The 14,873-nt window shown below is 67.5% G+C and carries 13 protein-coding genes; 9 read left to right on the forward strand and 4 right to left on the reverse strand.

The annotated features are described in order from the left end of the window. Positions 1–87: 87 nt before the first annotated feature. From ACEF39_RS17475 to ACEF39_RS17485, 3 genes are read left to right on the forward strand one after another with little or no spacing between them, the layout of a single operon-like run. Positions 88–1,362, forward strand: a complete 1,275-nt coding sequence (locus tag ACEF39_RS17475; RefSeq protein WP_500285974.1) for a pyridoxal phosphate-dependent aminotransferase — start codon at positions 88–90, stop codon at positions 1,360–1,362. Positions 1,363–1,365: 3 nt separating this feature from the next. Next, complete coding sequence (locus ACEF39_RS17480) at positions 1,366–1,983, forward strand: SGNH/GDSL hydrolase family protein (RefSeq protein ID WP_500285975.1); 618 nt, start codon at positions 1,366–1,368, stop codon at positions 1,981–1,983. Positions 1,984–1,987: 4 nt separating this feature from the next. After that, complete coding sequence (locus ACEF39_RS17485) at positions 1,988–2,719, forward strand: class I SAM-dependent methyltransferase (RefSeq protein ID WP_500285976.1); 732 nt, start codon at positions 1,988–1,990, stop codon at positions 2,717–2,719. A 347-nt stretch (positions 2,720–3,066) separates the two neighbouring features. Here the strand turns inward: ACEF39_RS17485 and ACEF39_RS17490 are convergent, their stop codons facing one another. Next, positions 3,067–3,846: a polysaccharide deacetylase family protein gene (locus ACEF39_RS17490; protein ID WP_500285977.1), complete on the reverse strand. Its 780-nt coding sequence runs from the start codon at positions 3,844–3,846 to the stop codon at positions 3,067–3,069. A 60-nt stretch (positions 3,847–3,906) separates the two neighbouring features. Between ACEF39_RS17490 and grxD the strand changes: the two genes are divergently transcribed. Continuing rightward, positions 3,907–4,833: a Grx4 family monothiol glutaredoxin gene (grxD, locus tag ACEF39_RS17495; RefSeq protein ID WP_500285978.1), complete on the forward strand. Its 927-nt coding sequence runs from the start codon at positions 3,907–3,909 to the stop codon at positions 4,831–4,833. A 73-nt stretch (positions 4,834–4,906) separates the two neighbouring features. On the opposite strand, the gene ACEF39_RS17500 is transcribed toward grxD, so the two are convergent. From ACEF39_RS17500 to ACEF39_RS17510, 3 genes are all read right to left on the reverse strand, one after another. After that, positions 4,907–5,446: a DUF924 family protein gene (locus ACEF39_RS17500; protein WP_500285979.1), complete on the reverse strand. Its 540-nt coding sequence runs from the start codon at positions 5,444–5,446 to the stop codon at positions 4,907–4,909. Positions 5,447–5,489: 43 nt separating this feature from the next. Then, positions 5,490–6,266 (reverse strand): AMP nucleosidase, encoded by a 777-nt coding sequence (locus ACEF39_RS17505; RefSeq protein WP_500285980.1) that lies wholly within the window; start codon positions 6,264–6,266, stop codon positions 5,490–5,492. 126 nt (positions 6,267–6,392) lie between these two features. Beyond that, the gene (locus ACEF39_RS17510; protein ID WP_500285981.1) at positions 6,393–9,797 is read right to left on the reverse strand and encodes an autotransporter domain-containing protein; all 3,405 of its coding nucleotides are present in this window, start codon (positions 9,795–9,797) and stop codon (positions 6,393–6,395) included. A gap of 255 nt (positions 9,798–10,052) precedes the next feature. Here ACEF39_RS17510 and ACEF39_RS17515 point away from each other — a divergent pair, with 255 nt between their 5' ends. From ACEF39_RS17515 to ACEF39_RS17535, 5 genes are all read left to right on the forward strand, one after another. Further along, the gene (locus tag ACEF39_RS17515) at positions 10,053–11,462 is read left to right on the forward strand and encodes an amidohydrolase (protein ID WP_500285982.1); all 1,410 of its coding nucleotides are present in this window, start codon (positions 10,053–10,055) and stop codon (positions 11,460–11,462) included. 17 nt (positions 11,463–11,479) lie between these two features. Next, complete coding sequence (locus ACEF39_RS17520) at positions 11,480–12,730, forward strand: amidohydrolase family protein (RefSeq protein ID WP_500288046.1); 1,251 nt, start codon at positions 11,480–11,482, stop codon at positions 12,728–12,730. A 19-nt stretch (positions 12,731–12,749) separates the two neighbouring features. Then, positions 12,750–13,382 (forward strand): 2-hydroxychromene-2-carboxylate isomerase, encoded by a 633-nt coding sequence (locus tag ACEF39_RS17525; protein ID WP_500285983.1) that lies wholly within the window; start codon positions 12,750–12,752, stop codon positions 13,380–13,382. A 94-nt stretch (positions 13,383–13,476) separates the two neighbouring features. Beyond that, on the forward strand, positions 13,477–14,418 hold the full coding sequence (locus ACEF39_RS17530) for a DegV family protein (protein ID WP_500285984.1): 942 nt from the start codon (positions 13,477–13,479) through the stop codon (positions 14,416–14,418). A gap of 78 nt (positions 14,419–14,496) precedes the next feature. Next, positions 14,497–14,835: a hypothetical protein gene (locus ACEF39_RS17535; RefSeq protein ID WP_100553525.1), complete on the forward strand. Its 339-nt coding sequence runs from the start codon at positions 14,497–14,499 to the stop codon at positions 14,833–14,835. Positions 14,836–14,873 lie beyond the last annotated feature (38 nt).

Raw genomic sequence — 14,873 nt, forward strand, 5'->3', positions numbered from 1 at the left:
CAATGTTGGCGGGCCCTGCAGCCCTTGCCATGCGCTGCAGCAATTCCGCTACCATGGAACCCCCATGCCTTCTGCGGCCCACCGCCCATGTCCACTCCCTCGCCCAAACCCCTGGTCATCCGCGAGCGCCTTTCCGAAGTGCGCTACGAAATCCGCGGAGAACTGGCACGGCGAGCCCGGGAGCTGGAAGCGCAGGGCCACAAGCTGATCAAGCTCAACATCGGCAATCCCGGCGCTTTCGGCTTCCGTGCACCGGAACACCTGCAGCGCGCGATCGCCGATGACATGGGCCGCACAGACCCCTACACCCACCAGCAGGGCCTCCCGGTCGCCCGCGAAGCCATCGCCGCCGCATACGCCCGCCGTGGCGCACCGGATGCCCACCCCGACCGTGTGTTCGTCGGCAACGGCGTCAGCGAGCTGATCGACCTGTCGCTGCGTGCGCTGCTCAACCCGGGCGACGAAGTGCTGGTGCCCTCGCCGGACTACCCGCTGTGGTCGGCCTCGACCATCCTCAACGACGGCCGCCCGGTGTACTACCGCTGCGCCGCCGAGAACGGCTTCCAGCCGGACCCCAGCGAGATCGAGACGCTGGTGTCCTCGCGCACCCGCGCCATCGTGCTGATCAACCCGAACAACCCCAGCGGCGCCAGCTACCCACGCGAGCTGCTGGAGCAGGTGGTGGAGATCGCGCGCCGCCACAACCTGCTGCTGCTGGTCGATGAGATCTACGACCAGATCCTGTACGACGACGCGGTGTTCCAGCCGGTCGCACCGCTGGCCGGTGACCATCCCTGCCTGACCTTCGGCGGCCTGAGCAAGGTGCACCGCGCCTGCGGCTGGCGCGTGGGCTGGGCGCACCTCAGCGGCGACGACGCGCGCCTGGGCGACTTCCGCGCCGCACTGGACCTGCTGGGCGCATTGCGCCTGTGCGCCAACGTGCCGGGCCAGTACGCCATCGACGCCGCAGTGAACGGCCCGGACACCATTTCCGAGCTGTGCGGACCGGGCGGCCGCCTGTATGAAACCCGGCGTGCGGTGATCGAAGCCTGCGAGGCCAGCGAGCACCTGTCGCTGGTCGCCCCCGCCGGGGCGCTGTACGCGTTCCCAGCCGTGGTCGGTGCCGCCGCCAAGGGCTTCGACGACCACAATTTCGCGTTGGACCTGATGAACAACGACGGCGTGCTGGTGGTGCCGGGCTCGAGCTTCAACGTGCCTTACCGCCACCACTTCCGCGTGACCCTGCTGCCGGAGGCGTCGGTGATGCGCGACGTGTTCGCCCGTATCGACCGCGCCCTCGCCCGCCGTGCTGAAGACGCCACCAAGGTGGTGCCGCTGAAGCCCCGCCGGTCGGTGGCTTGATCGATGGGCTTGTCGTATCTGGCTCTGGGCGATTCCTACACCATCGGTGAAGCGGTCGCGGTCGACGGCCGCTGGCCGCATCAGCTGGCCGCCGCCCTGCGCGCGCAGGGCATCGATCTGGCCGACCCGCAGACCATCGCCACCACCGGTTGGACCACCGACGAGCTCGGCGCCGGCATCGACGAAGTGGCGCCGCAAGGGCCGTTCGACTTCGTCAGTCTGTTGATCGGCGTCAACAACCAGTACCGCGGGCGCCCGCTGGACGAGTACCAGGTGCAGTTCCAGGCCCTGCTGCAACGCGCGATCGGTTTTGCCGGTGGCCGCGCCGACCACGTGCTGGTGCTGTCCTTCCCGGACTGGGGTACCACGCCGTACGGTGCAGGCAGCGGTCGCGACCTGGCCCGCGTCGAACTGGAGACCGACGAGTTCAACGCTGCCGCCGAGGTGATCAGCACCCAGCAGGGCGTGGCCTTCGTCGACATCACCGATATCAGCCGCGACAACGGCGCTGACCCGGCGATGATCGCCGAGGATGGCCTGCACCCGTCCGCACGGATGTATGCGCTGTGGAGCGCGCGTGCGCTGCCGGTGGCCGCACACCTGCTGGGCAGAACGGACTGACACGATGGACGGCACGCCACGGAACGGCACGCCCCTGCCCTGTTCGCCGCTGGATGCCGGACAGGCGCGGCTGATCGCCGAGTCTTTCCGGCCGATGCAGGCCTGGGGCAGCCGCCGCGATTACTACTACACCCGCGGCAAGCTGGGCAGCGACCCGCTGTATGACGGCGTACTGCAGCACCTGCCGGACGACGGCCAGCCGGTACTCGACCTCGGCTGCGGACTGGGGCTGTTCGCGCACGTGCTGCGCCAGCGTGGCCGCCAGCAGGTCTACCTCGGAGTCGACGTGGACAGCGACAAGATCGCGCGTGCGCAGCGCGCCGGCACGGGCCTGGTCGATGCACGTTTCGACTGTCTGGATGTGCAGGCACCGTTGCCGGCGCATGCAGGGCATGTGTTGCTGCTGGATGTGCTGCAGTACCTGGACGAAATGCCGCAACTGGAACTGCTGCGCGCGGTGAGCGCGCGGGTCGCGCCCGGTGGCCGCCTGCTGCTGCGTACGCCGCTGGCGACCGGCGACCGCCGCGACCGCACCACGCGGGTGGCGGATCGCCTGGCGTGGCTGGTCGGCTGGATGGGCACGCGACCACGCCATTACCCGGATCCGCAGCGGCTGCAGGCCACGCTGGCGGAGGCTGGGCTGCAGGCGGCTCCGTTGCGTCCCCTGCATGGGCGCACGCCGTTCAACAGCTGGCTGCTGGTTGCCGAGCGTGCGGGAACTGCGGCCAACGGCTGAGCCCCTCGTGGTGGGCGGCCAAGGTGATCGCGAGATGGCCGGGTGGGTGGACTGCACAGGGGGCGCTGCAAGTACGTCCATGTAAGCTCGGTCGCCGCTTGCTCATGCGCGCTGTCCTGCGCACACGAGCAAGACCGGGGTTGGGCGTCCTGCCCAGCCCGCCCGAGGCATGCCTCGGGCCCAAGCGGCTCACGCCCCTGTGCAGCCCACCCACCCGGCCACGGACGGTTTACGGGTGCGTCCACCACGGAAGACAGGAGAAAAGCGAAGAGCAAACGCGGGTCGCTTCGCTCTTGCTGCGCCTGGCGCTCGCCGGGCGCTCGCCGGGCGTGGCCCGGCGCTACCGGTCAGCCGGCCGGCAGTTCGGCCTTCAGGCCGCGCTCGTCCAGCGCCTGCAGCACGCGTTCGATGATGGCCAGGTTGTGGCCGTGGGCGGCACCTTCATGCAAAAGCACGATCGCACCCGGGCGCAGGTTGGGCAGCAGGCGTGCCAGCACGCCGTCCGGCGTGCAGCCGACCCCGTCGTAGCCGCGGGCGCTCCAGCCCACGCGCACCAGGCCCAGCTTGCGCAGCACCGGTGCCACGAACGGGTTGGTCATGCCCACCACTGAGCGGTACCAGCGCACCGGTCGCCCGCTGACCGTCTGCAGCGCATGCTGGCAACCTTCGATCTCCGCCGCCATCGTGCCCGGCCCCAGCCGCCAGAAGCTCGCCTGCGGGTGGCTGTGGCTGTGGTTGCCGAGGTCGTGTCCGCGACGCAGGATCTCCTCCACCAGGGCCGGATGCGCCAATGCGCGCTCGCCGACCAGGAAAAAGGTCGCCTTCGCCTGGTGCCGGTCCAGCAGATCCAGCACCGCCGGGGTCTGTTCACTGGGGCCGTCGTCGACGGTCAGCCAGACGCTGTTGCCGGCATCGGGCAACCGGCTCAGCACCGGCGCGTAGAAGCGGCTGTTGGGCAGGAACACCGGCACCATGAACAAGGCGTGGCTTGCCACCATCACGGCCAGGCCCCAGTGCCAGCCTGCCAGCACCCAGATCAGGATCACAGCCAGCTGCGACAGCAGCAGCCAAGGCACCCAGCGCCAGGGCCGGGTCGGGATGCGATGCAATGTTCCTGCGTTGGTCATGCCCCATGATGCCATGGGGGGTAGAATTGATGATTCGAATTTTTCGGACCCATGACTGCCATGTCCCTCGATCCCGCCCTGCGTTCGCGCATCGAAACCATCCTCAACGACAACCGCGTCGTGCTGTTCATGAAGGGCCAGCCGTCGATGCCGCAGTGCGGTTTCTCGGCCAAGGCCGTGGGCGCCCTGCAGGACCTGGGCGTGGAGTTCGCCCACGTCAACGTGCTGGCCGACGCGGAGATCCGTGAAGGCATCAAGGCCTATGGCGACTGGCCGACCATCCCGCAGCTGTACATCGACGGCGAACTGGTCGGCGGCAGCGACATCGTGCTGCAGATGGCCGCCAGCGGTGAGCTGAGCAGCGTGCTGGGCCTGGCTGCACCGGACCGCACCCCGCCGCGCATCACCGTCACCCCGGCCGCGGTGGAAATGCTGAAGGGCGCGCTGGCCGATTCGCCGGGTGCGTCGCTGCAGCTGGGCATCGATGCCCGCTTCCAGCCGAACTTCCAGCTGGCCCCGTACGATGAAGGCGCGATCGCCGCAGAGTCCAACGGCCTGCGCGTGCAGTTCGATCTGGCCAGCGCCCGTCGCGCCGACGGCATCACCATCGACTGGGTTGACGACATCCGGGGCAAGGGCCTGGCGATCGACAACCCGAACGCGCCCAAGCCGGTGCAGGAAATCAGCGTGCGCGATGCCGACGACCTGGTGCGTGCCGGCAACGTGATGCTGGTGGACGTGCGCCCGGTCGAAGAACGCGCCATCGCCGCGGTCGGCGTGCCGTTCAAGAGCTTCGATGGCAACGGCCGCGCCGAGCTGGAAGCCCTGCCGAAGGACACCGCCCTGGCCTTCCTGTGCCACCACGGTGGCCGCAGCGCGCAGGCAGCGGAGCAGTTCCGTGCGCTGGGCTTCAGCAAGGTGTTCAACGTCACCGGCGGCATCGATGCCTGGTCGGACGACGTGGACAACGGCGTGCCGAAGTACTGATCAGCTAAAAGGGGACGGAGGGGATTAAGTCGTTTGTGGCACAAACGACTTAATCCCCTCCGTCCCCTTTTTCTTAGCCCGCAAACCCGCCTTCGGCCAGGTAGTCCAGTTCTTCCGGCGACGGCATGCGGCCAAGTACCGCATTGCGGTGCGGGAACCGGCCGAAGCGGCGGATGATGTCGCGGTGCAGTTCGGCGTACTGCAGGTATTCCTTGTCGCCCAGCACATCGAACATCGCAACCGAGCGGTCCTGGTCCAGCGGATCTTCGGAGTGCTCGAACGGCAGGTAGATGAAGGCGCGCAGCTTGGGTACCAGCTGCAGGTCCAGACCCTCCTCGATCGCGCGCGTGGCGTAGTGGCGGGCCAGACCATCGGTGGCATAGGAATGGGCGGTGCCGCGGAAGCAGTTGCGCGGGAACTGGTCCAGCAGCAGCATCAGCGCCAGCGCGCCCTCGGCGCTGCCCAGCCAATGCTCGCGCGCGCGCGATGCGGCGGCATGGTGTTCGTCCGCGAACAGCGTACGGAACCGCGCGTCGAACGCATCATCGCGGGTGAACCACTTTTCAGGGCCCGCATCTTTCCAGAATTCCACCACTTGCGCGGCAACGTCCATCACCTACTCCCCAGGGCCGGCGCACCGCGCCAGGCCATCATCATCATTCGTCGAAGCGCAGGTGGCGGACCGACTTGCCGTTGCGCCGGATAAGCTTAAGCGCCTCGATGCCGATCTGGATATGGTTTTCCACGAACTGCGAGCTGACCTTGGCGTCGGACGCCTCGGTTTTCACCCCGTCCGGGATCATCGGCTGGTCTGAAACCAGCAGCAGGGCGCCACTGGGAATGTGGTTGGCGAAGCCGGCGGCGAAGATCGTCGCGGTTTCCATGTCGATGGCCATGCAACGCATCGCCCGCAGCCGCTCCTTGAAGGCCTCGTCGTGCTCCCAGACCCGGCGGTTGGTGGTGTAGACGGTGCCGGTCCAGTAGTCGTGGCCAAGGTCGCGGATCATGGTCGAGACCGCACGCTGCAGGGCAAAGGCCGGCAATGCCGGCACTTCCGGGGGCAGGTAGTCGCCCGAGGTGCCCTCGCCGCGGATGGCCGCGATCGGCAGCACCAGGTCGCCCAACTCGTTCTTGCGCTTCAGCCCCCCGCACTTGCCCAGGAACAGCACGGCCTTGGGCATCACGGCCGACAGCAGATCCATGATGATCGCGGCATTGGGGCTGCCCATGCCGAAGTTGATCATGGTGATGCCGTCGATGGTGGCACTGGCCATGGGCCGGTCCAGGCCGATCACCGGCGCACCGGTCAGCGCCGAGAATGTATGCAGGTAACCCACGAAATTGGTCAGCAGGATGTGCTGGCCGAACTGGTCCAGAGGCACGCCGGTGTAGCGTGGCAGCCAGTTGTCGACGATGTCCTGCTTGCTCTTCATGGGTGGTCCGGTGCGGCGTGGGGCCGATATTGTAGGCCCCTGCCTGCCTTGCCACACCTGCTGCGGCAACGAAGAAGGGCGGCCCTGCGGCCGCCCTCCCGGGGGTTCCCTTGGGAACCGGATGGCTTAGAAGCGCACCGACCAACGCAGGTTGGCGCCATGGTCACGGCTTTCATCGCCGAACTGGCCGGTGTAGCCCAGTTCCAGCTGCTGGTTGGCCGTCAGCCAGGCCGACAGGCCCAGCTCGGCCACCACCGCGCTGTCGGCGATCGGGGCGCCGCTGACCGCGAACGCATCGCCGCCGCTGACAAAGCCCAGCCTGGCCACCGGATTGCGGTCGCCCGAGGCGTGGCGGTAGCCCACCCCGCCGCGCACGTGCAGCCAGCTGTCCTGCTGGAACGAAGCCTTCAGGCCCTTGTCGAAGCGCACACCGGCAGTGGCCAGGGTGGTGCGGGTATCGTCGACGTTGCCCTGCAGGGCCGCGGCACCACCGCGCTCGTTGATCGATTTCATGTCCACTTCAACGCGTGCCACCTGCAGGTACGGCTCCAGGCCTGCCTCGCTGCCGCCGAAGCGGTAGCCCGCTTCGATGAAGGCCTGGCGGGTACGCCCGTCATAGCGCGCGCTCAACGTATCGCTGTAGCCGGCGAATGCCAGCTCACGGGTGCTGTCGACCTCGTGCTCGCTCCATGCCAGCCCGCCACGCAGGCCGAATCCGCCCCAGTTGTGGCTGGCGTAAGCACCGAAGTGGGTGTTGTCGATCTTCGACTTCGCACGACGGCCGTCCTGCTGCTTGACGTCGGTACGGCCGGTGCCGGCCAGCAGGCCCACCTGCCAGCCGCCGAACTGGCGGTCCACGCCCACCAGCAGGCCGTTGCTGTTGGCCTCGGTGCGGGCCGTATTGGCATTGCCATCCAGCGTGCCATTGCCACCGATTGCCTGCACCCACACACCGGTCGCGGCCGCTTCGTCACCGCCCGGCGAGATCGCACCGGCACGACGCGACAGCGCCGCATCACGCACATAGCGGCTGCTCTCGACCAATGCGATCGAAGTAGCTGCATGCAGCTCGCCGCTGAGGCTGTCCAGCGCTGCGCCCACCTGCTGCGGGAACAGCGTGGTCAGCGGCTTCGGCAGGCCCTGGTTGATGGCCAGGGTATCGGCCACGACAGCGACCGCACGCTGGTTGTCGGTGGTGGCCGAGCTGGCCAGCGCGTTGCCGCGGGTCACTTCGATGCGCGCGCCGCTGGCACCATAGGCCAGGCTGAACTGCAAGAAGGGCGAGAATGCGCTGAAGTCGGTGGTGGCGAACTGCCCGCTCACGCCGCCATCGGCGCGGATGAAGTTGAACTGCTCACCCAGGTAGTAGATGCCCGGTTCCGGCAACGCCACCAAGGTGCCGCCGAGGGTGGCGGTGCCGGTGACATGCAGCTGGTCACTTCGACTGCCCGGTGCCACCTCGGCCTGGTACACGCCGGTGGCGGTCTGCACGTAGTTGCCGTTGATGGTCAGCGTGCCGATCGAGTTGCCCGGGGCGATGACACCCGCCACCGTGGTATCGCCCAGCTGGCCAACACCCTTCAACGTGCCCTTCTCGCCCACGTAGGTGTGGCCACCGCTCTGCACGCCGTTGAAGGACACCACGCCGCCGCTGACGGTCAGGTTGGAACCTTCGAGCACGCCACTGGCATTGATGCGGCTGCTGCCACCCAGGCTGTTCAGCGCAGTGTTCTTCAACGTGCCATTGAGCAGGAAGCTGCCGCCGGCCACGTCCACCGCGCTGGTCAGCGTATTGACGCCGTCAAGTTCCAGCACACCCTCGCGCACCACCGCGCCGTTGAAGCTGTTGTTGCCGCTCAGGCGCAGCCAGCCGATGCCGCTCTTGGTCAGCTTGCCCGGACCGCCAATGTCATTGGTCCAGTCGTCCCACGCGTCGCCTTCCCACACCTTCAGGCCACCGGCCTTCTGGTTCATCACCACGTTGGTATCCACGCGCAGCGAGCCATAGCCTTCAATGGCCTTGGCCAGGTTCATCAGGCCCCAGCCGTAGACGTCGTCCACGCCCGCCGCGCCGAGATCGGTGGCGGTGGTCAGCAGCACGTCGCGCACCTGCGCATTGTCCAGGTACGGGAAACGCTCGAACAGCAGGCCCAGCGCGCCGGTGACGTGCGGTGCCGCCATCGAGGTACCGGTCATGTCCTCGTAGGCATAGGTCGGCATGCGCTGCTGGATGTCCAGACCGATAGCATTGCCGGTCTGGAAAGGTGTACCGATGATCTGCGAATCGGCGCCGTAGGCAGTGGAGGCGATGTCGCTGCCCGGCGCTGCCAGGCACCAGTTGGCGCTCAGGCCACAACGCATGGAGCTTTCTGCCAGCACCAGGTTGCGGTCGACGTTGACCACGCTCAGCCAGTACGGCTCCAGGTCGGCCTGGACGCGCGGCAGCGTGGCGTGCACGCCGGCAATCGGCGCGTTTTCCGGCGAGGTGTTGTACGGGTAGGTATTGCCGGCAGCCCACACCTGGATCATGCCGTTGGCACGGGAACCATCGCCGATGATCTGGAAATAGTCGTCGTAGGCTGGATCGTTGAAGAAGTCCGCGTCCTGCTGGTCAGCGGTGGTCGGCTCGTTGGTGAAGCCCCAGCTGTGGTTGACCGCCCGCACCTGCTGCGCGTTCAACTGCTCGTACAGGTCGGCAAACACCGCATCGGACGCACCAATGCCGACCGAGCCATTGCGGTACTGGTTGGTCGACGGATCGACGTCCCAGACGGTGAGGCTGTTGAAGAACAGGCGTGCCACCGAAAGATCGGCCCCAAACGCAACGCCGTGGGTACCGGAGCCATCACGGTTCGCAGCGATGGTGCCCGACACGTGCGTGCCATGGGTGTTGTAGGCCAGGCCTTCGAACAGGCCCTGGCGATTGACGTTGTCGATGTTCGCCTGGTCCATGTCGAGCAGGGTCATGTCGATGGCTACGTCATTGCCATCGCTGCTGAAGCAGGCATCCGGTCCGCTCAGCATGGTGGTGTTGGTGCACGACGATCCGTCAGCCAGGCGATCGGCCAGGTGGATGCTGCGGTGGTTCTTGCCAGCGAATTCGGAGTGGTCCAGCCCGGTGCCGCTGTCGAACACGCCCAGGCGGATACCTGCACCGGTCAACCCACGCGCGTATGCGGCGTCGGCATTGACGGCCTGCAGGCCCCAGTCACGGTTGAACTCGCTGGTGCGCCAGCTGGCGCGATCAGCGGGGGCGCCCATCACCGGCTGCGGCTCGCCGCTGGCCATCGGCGCGATGCTGATCGACGGCGCGAGCGATGCAGAGGCTGGCGCTGCGGTGACGACCGGACGCGCCAATGCCGCCTGCAGGCTGCGCTGGTACTGGTAACGGGACAGATCGTCGCTATTGCCCTGGGCCAGTGCCGGCAGGGTGGCTGCCATCAGCAGCGAGCCAACGATGGCCGATGCGAGGGGGGAAGGCAGGAAGGAACGACGGCGAGAGGTGGAGCGATACGACGTTGCAACGGTCATCGGGGATTACGTCCTTGATTCCATGGATTGTTTCAGGTGCTGCTCCCTCATGGAGCACGGTGGGAACACCTTCGCGGCGCGTCAGCGCGCACTCACCCGCATGTCGCTATCGACGGGCGTCCTTGCAACTTAATATATTTTTCACATGTGCACTGTCGGGAAACTCCCCACGTCGCCCCTGCCCAAGGTCACTTGGCAAGCAGGCCAGTCCCCGGCTAGCGTCGATGGGTTGAACACGCTGCCAAGGGGATCTGCATGACATCGACGTTGTTGCGCGCCGGGTTGGGACTGGCGCTGGTATCGCTGAGCACGGCGCCGGCCGTGGGTGCTTCGCGCTTCGTCGCCGATCCCTACCCGAGCACCTACCAGGCGCATCCCGATGGGCCGCTGCTGATCCAGAACGCCACCGTGCTGACCGGCACCGGGCAGCGGCTGGACAACGCCGATGTGCTGCTGCGCGATGGCCGCATCGTCGCCGTCGGCGATGCGCTGCAGGTCGAAGCCAGCGTCACCCGCATCAATGCCGACGGCAAATGGGTGACCCCGGGCCTGATCGACGTGCATTCGCACCTGGGCGTCTATCCCAGCCCCGGCGTCAGCGCGCACAGCGACGGCAACGAGATGACCGCGCCGGTCACCGCCAATGTATGGGCCGAGCATTCGGTGTGGCCGCAGGACCCCGGTTTCCAGGCGGCACTGGCCGGCGGGGTGACCAGCATGCAGGTGCTGCCCGGCTCGGCCAACCTGGTCGGTGGCCGCGGCGTAACGCTGAAGAACGTGCCTGCCACCACCTACCAGGCGATGAAATTCCCCGGTGCGCCGTGGGGCCTGAAGATGGCCTGCGGCGAAAACCCCAAGCGCGTCTACGGTGGCGGCAAGGGCGTGGCACCTGCCACGCGGATGGGCAACGTGGCCGGTTACCGTGCAGCCTTCATCGACGCGGCCGACTACATCGCCAAGAGCACGCCGAAGCCGACCAAGCGCAAGGGCTGGTTCGGCAGCGACAAGGGCGACAGCGCCGGTGACGCCGGCGGCAAGCGCGACCTCAAGCTGGATACGCTGGCGGGTGCGATCCAAGGCGATATCCGCGTGCACATCCACTGCTACCGCGCCGATGAAATGGCCACCATGCTCGACCTGTCCAAGGAATTCGGCTTCAAGGTGGCCGCCTTCCACCATGGCGTGGAGGCCTACAAACTGGCCGACCGGCTGGCTGCCGAAGGCGTCTGCGGTGCACTGTGGGCCGACTGGTGGGGCTTCAAGATGGAGGCCTTCGACGGTATCGCCGAGAACATCGCGCTGGTCGACCGGCCGAAGAACAGCTGCGCCATCGTCCACTCCGACTCACCCGAAGGCATCCAGCGCCTGAACCAGGAAGCGGCCAAGGTGATGGCCGCCGCGCGCCGCGCGCACATGCCGGAGATCGCACCGGAACGCGCGATCACCTGGATGACCGCCAACGCCGCCAAGGCGCTGGGTATCGAAGCGCAGACCGGCACGCTGGAGGCCGGAAAGATGGCCGACGTGGTGATCTGGAACGGCAACCCCTTCAGTTCGTATGCACTGGCCGAACAGGTGTTCGTCGATGGCCGCCGTGTGTACGACCGCAGCACGCCACCGGCGACGCCGCGATCGGATTTCCAACTTGGGCAGGAGCTGCGCTGATGGGCATGTTCAAGGCAATGGCGAAGTCTGCCGCAACGCTCGGCGCTGCCGTCATGGCGCTGGCCTGCATCGCGCCGCCTGCACAGGCGCAGGACCTGCTGGTGCGCGGTGCGACCGTCGCTACCGCCAGCGCACGCGGCACGCTGGAAGACGCCGACGTGCTGGTGCAGGGCGGCATCATCCGCGCAGTGGGTCGGAGCCTGTCTGCACCGGCCGGCGTACCGGTGGTCGAGGCCAAGGGACGCACGCTGACCCCTGCCCTGTTCGGCGGCATCACCGAGATCGGCATCGAGGAAGTATCCGGTGAATCAAGCACGGTCGACAGCGCACTGAAGATCGGTGAGCAGCCGCTGCGTCCGGAATTCGACGTGACCCTGGCCTACAACCCCGCTTCGGTGCTGATTCCGGTGGCACGCCTGGACGGCATCGGCTTCACTGCGCTGGGCGCGGCCACCGGCGGTGGCTTCGTCGCTGGCCAGGGTGGCGTGGTGCGCTTCGATGGTAGTGCCGACCCGATCGGCCCGCGCGCGCTGTTCCTGCGCCTGGGTGCTGCAGCGTCTGAACTGACCGGGCAATCGCGCGCGGCGCAGTGGATGCTGCTGCAGCAGATGGTCGATGAAGCCCGTGGCCAGGTCGCCGCCGATTCGCCGCATGCGCTGCTGACCCCGGCCGGTCGCCGCACGCTGGCCCGCTATCTGTCCGGCCAGGGCCGCATCGTGGTGGAAGTGGACCGCGCGGCCGACATCCGCCAGCTGCTGCGCTGGGCGGCCCGCGAGAAGGTCAAGATCGCCATCGCCGGCGGTGCCGAGGCCTGGCAGCTGGCACCGGAACTGGCAGCGGCCAAGGTGCCGGTGTTCGTCGACGCGCTGGGCAACCTGCCGACCACCTTCGACCAGATCGGCGCCACCCTGGAAAACGCCGCACGGCTGCAGCGCGCCGGCGTGCCGGTTGCCTTTGCCCAGCGCGACGATGCCTCGCACAATGCGCGCAAGATGCGCCAGCTGGCTGGCAACGCGGTGGCCAATGGCCTGCCTTGGGCCGACGGCCTGGCCGGGCTGACCCGGGTACCGGCCGAGGTGCTGGGCGTGGCCGACCAGATCGGCAGCATCGAGCCGGGCAAGCGCGCCGACCTGGTGCTGTGGGAAGGCGATCCGCTGGATGTGGCGCACTATGCCGAACAGGTCTGGCTGGGCGGCCGTGCGATGCCGATGCGCTCGCGCCAGACCGAACTGCGCGACCGCTACCTGCAGCGCAACGCGCAGCCCTGATCGATACAAGGAGCCACCGATGCCCACCCTGCGCTGGTATTTCGACTTCGTCTCGCCCTATTCCTACCTGCACTGGCAGAAGGTGAAGCGGCTGCCGCAGTTCGAGCACATCCAACCGGTACCGATCGCCTTCGGTGCGGTCCTGCACCATCTGGGCAACCTCGGTCCGGCGGAGATCCCGGCCAAGCGCCGTTTCATGTACCGCCAGCTGCTGTGGACCGCGCAGGCCGAGGGCACGCCACTGCGCTTCCCGCCCGGGCATCCGTTCAACCCGCTGGCGGCCCTGCGCCTGTGCCTGGCCGCCGGTGCCAGCACTGCGGCGGTGGACGCGCTGTTCGACTGGATCTGGCGCGCCGGCCACGCCGGCGACACGGCCGAGGCCCTGCGCGAACCCGCCGCCCAGTTGGGTATCAACGACGTAGAGGCGGCCATTGGCGAACCGGCCATCAAGGAACAGCTGCGACGCAACACCGACGCGGCGATCGAGGCTGGCGTATTCGGCGTGCCGACCCTGGCCATCGACGGCGAACTGTTCTGGGGCAACGATACCCACCCGCTGATGGCGGCGGTGCTGGACGACCCGGGCCTGCTGGCTCGGCCGGACTGGCAGCGCGCCGTGGCCCTGCCGATGGCGGTGCAGCGCGGTCGCTGAACAGGCAGTGGCGCGTTTCCCTCGCGCGCCCGATCCCGTTTTGAGATAGCTTCCACATTTCCGAACTACAACCGCCCTGGAGGGGGAGCCGCGGATGCGCATCGGAATCGTCGTCGACTCGGCCTGCGACCTGCCGCAGGACTTCATTGCCGAGCACAACATCGTGCTGTTGCCGATCACCGTGCGGATCGGCGAAGCCGTGCTCGCCGACCACCGTGACGAGCAGGCCACGCTGAGCTTCCTGCACGCACACGTAGCCGAACACGGTGCCGAAGCGGAGACCATCCCCTTCAGCGTCAACCAGATCCGCGACCTGTTCCTGCAGCGGCTGGTGATCGACTACGACCACGTATTCTGCATGACCATCACCAAGACCCGCAGCCCGATCCACGACAATGCACTGCAGGCCAGCTTCGCCATCCTCAACGACTACAAGCCGGTGCGGCAGGCGGCAGGCTACAACTCGCCGTTCGCGCTGCGCGTGCTGGACACCCAGAACCTGTTCGCTGCACAGGCGGTGACGGCGGTGGAAGCGGTGCGCCTGCGTGCCAGCGATGCCAGCGTGCAGCAGATCCGCGAGCGCCTGGAAGAACTGGCCGGCAACGTGCACGGCTACATGGTCACTCGCGACCTGTACTACATGCGCGCCCGCGCCCGGCACAAGGGTGACCGCAGCGTCGGCCTGCTCAGCGCGGCACTGGGCAGTGCGCTGGACATCAAGCCGGTGCTGCATGGCTATCGCGGCGAGACCGGGCCGGTGGCGAAGATCAAGGGTTTCGACAACGCCGTGCTGAAGCTGTTCGGCGTGGTCGGCCAGCGCGTACGCGCCGGCCTGATGACGCCCACCGTGTGTGTCAGCTACGGCGGCGAACTGGACGAGCTGCGCGCCCTGTCCGGCTACGCGCAGATGAAGGAGGTCTGCGCCGGCCATGGCGTGACCGTGTACGAATCGGTGATGAGCCTGACCGGCATGGTCAACGTCGGCAAGGGCGCGGTCACCGTGGGCTTCGCCGATGGACCACATCGGTTTGAATGAAGGCCAACCACGCATTGGAATCTGCACATCGATTCCACCGCGCTTATGCCAGCCTAGCGCCACCTCAAGGAGATCAACATGCCTGCGCAGTACCACATCAGCCTGCCCGAACCGTCCAAGGCCCGCGGCAACGACCCCGACCTGTCTTTCCATTCGCAGGGCGCGGCCGGCTTCGCCGAAGAACTGCAGAACGCGCTGCGCAATGGCAGCCTGTTCGAGCGCTGGCGCGACAAGCAGCCGGACCCGGACGCGGTGGAACCGCAGTGGGGCGTGACCGACCCGGAGGCCACCGTGACCGGCGAACAGAAGGATCTGCGCATCAACCTGGTGGCCACCACCCGCATCGACAGTGACGTGTTCAAGCAGCGCCTGCGCCTGCTGGCCGGGCACCACTGGGAACTGCGCGACGTGCGCTGAGGCCAAGCTCTGGTAGACGCCAACCTTGGTTGGCTTTC

It is taken from the genome of Stenotrophomonas indicatrix (assembly GCA_041545745.1).
In the GTDB taxonomy this organism is placed as follows: domain Bacteria; phylum Pseudomonadota; class Gammaproteobacteria; order Xanthomonadales; family Xanthomonadaceae; genus Stenotrophomonas; species Stenotrophomonas indicatrix_A.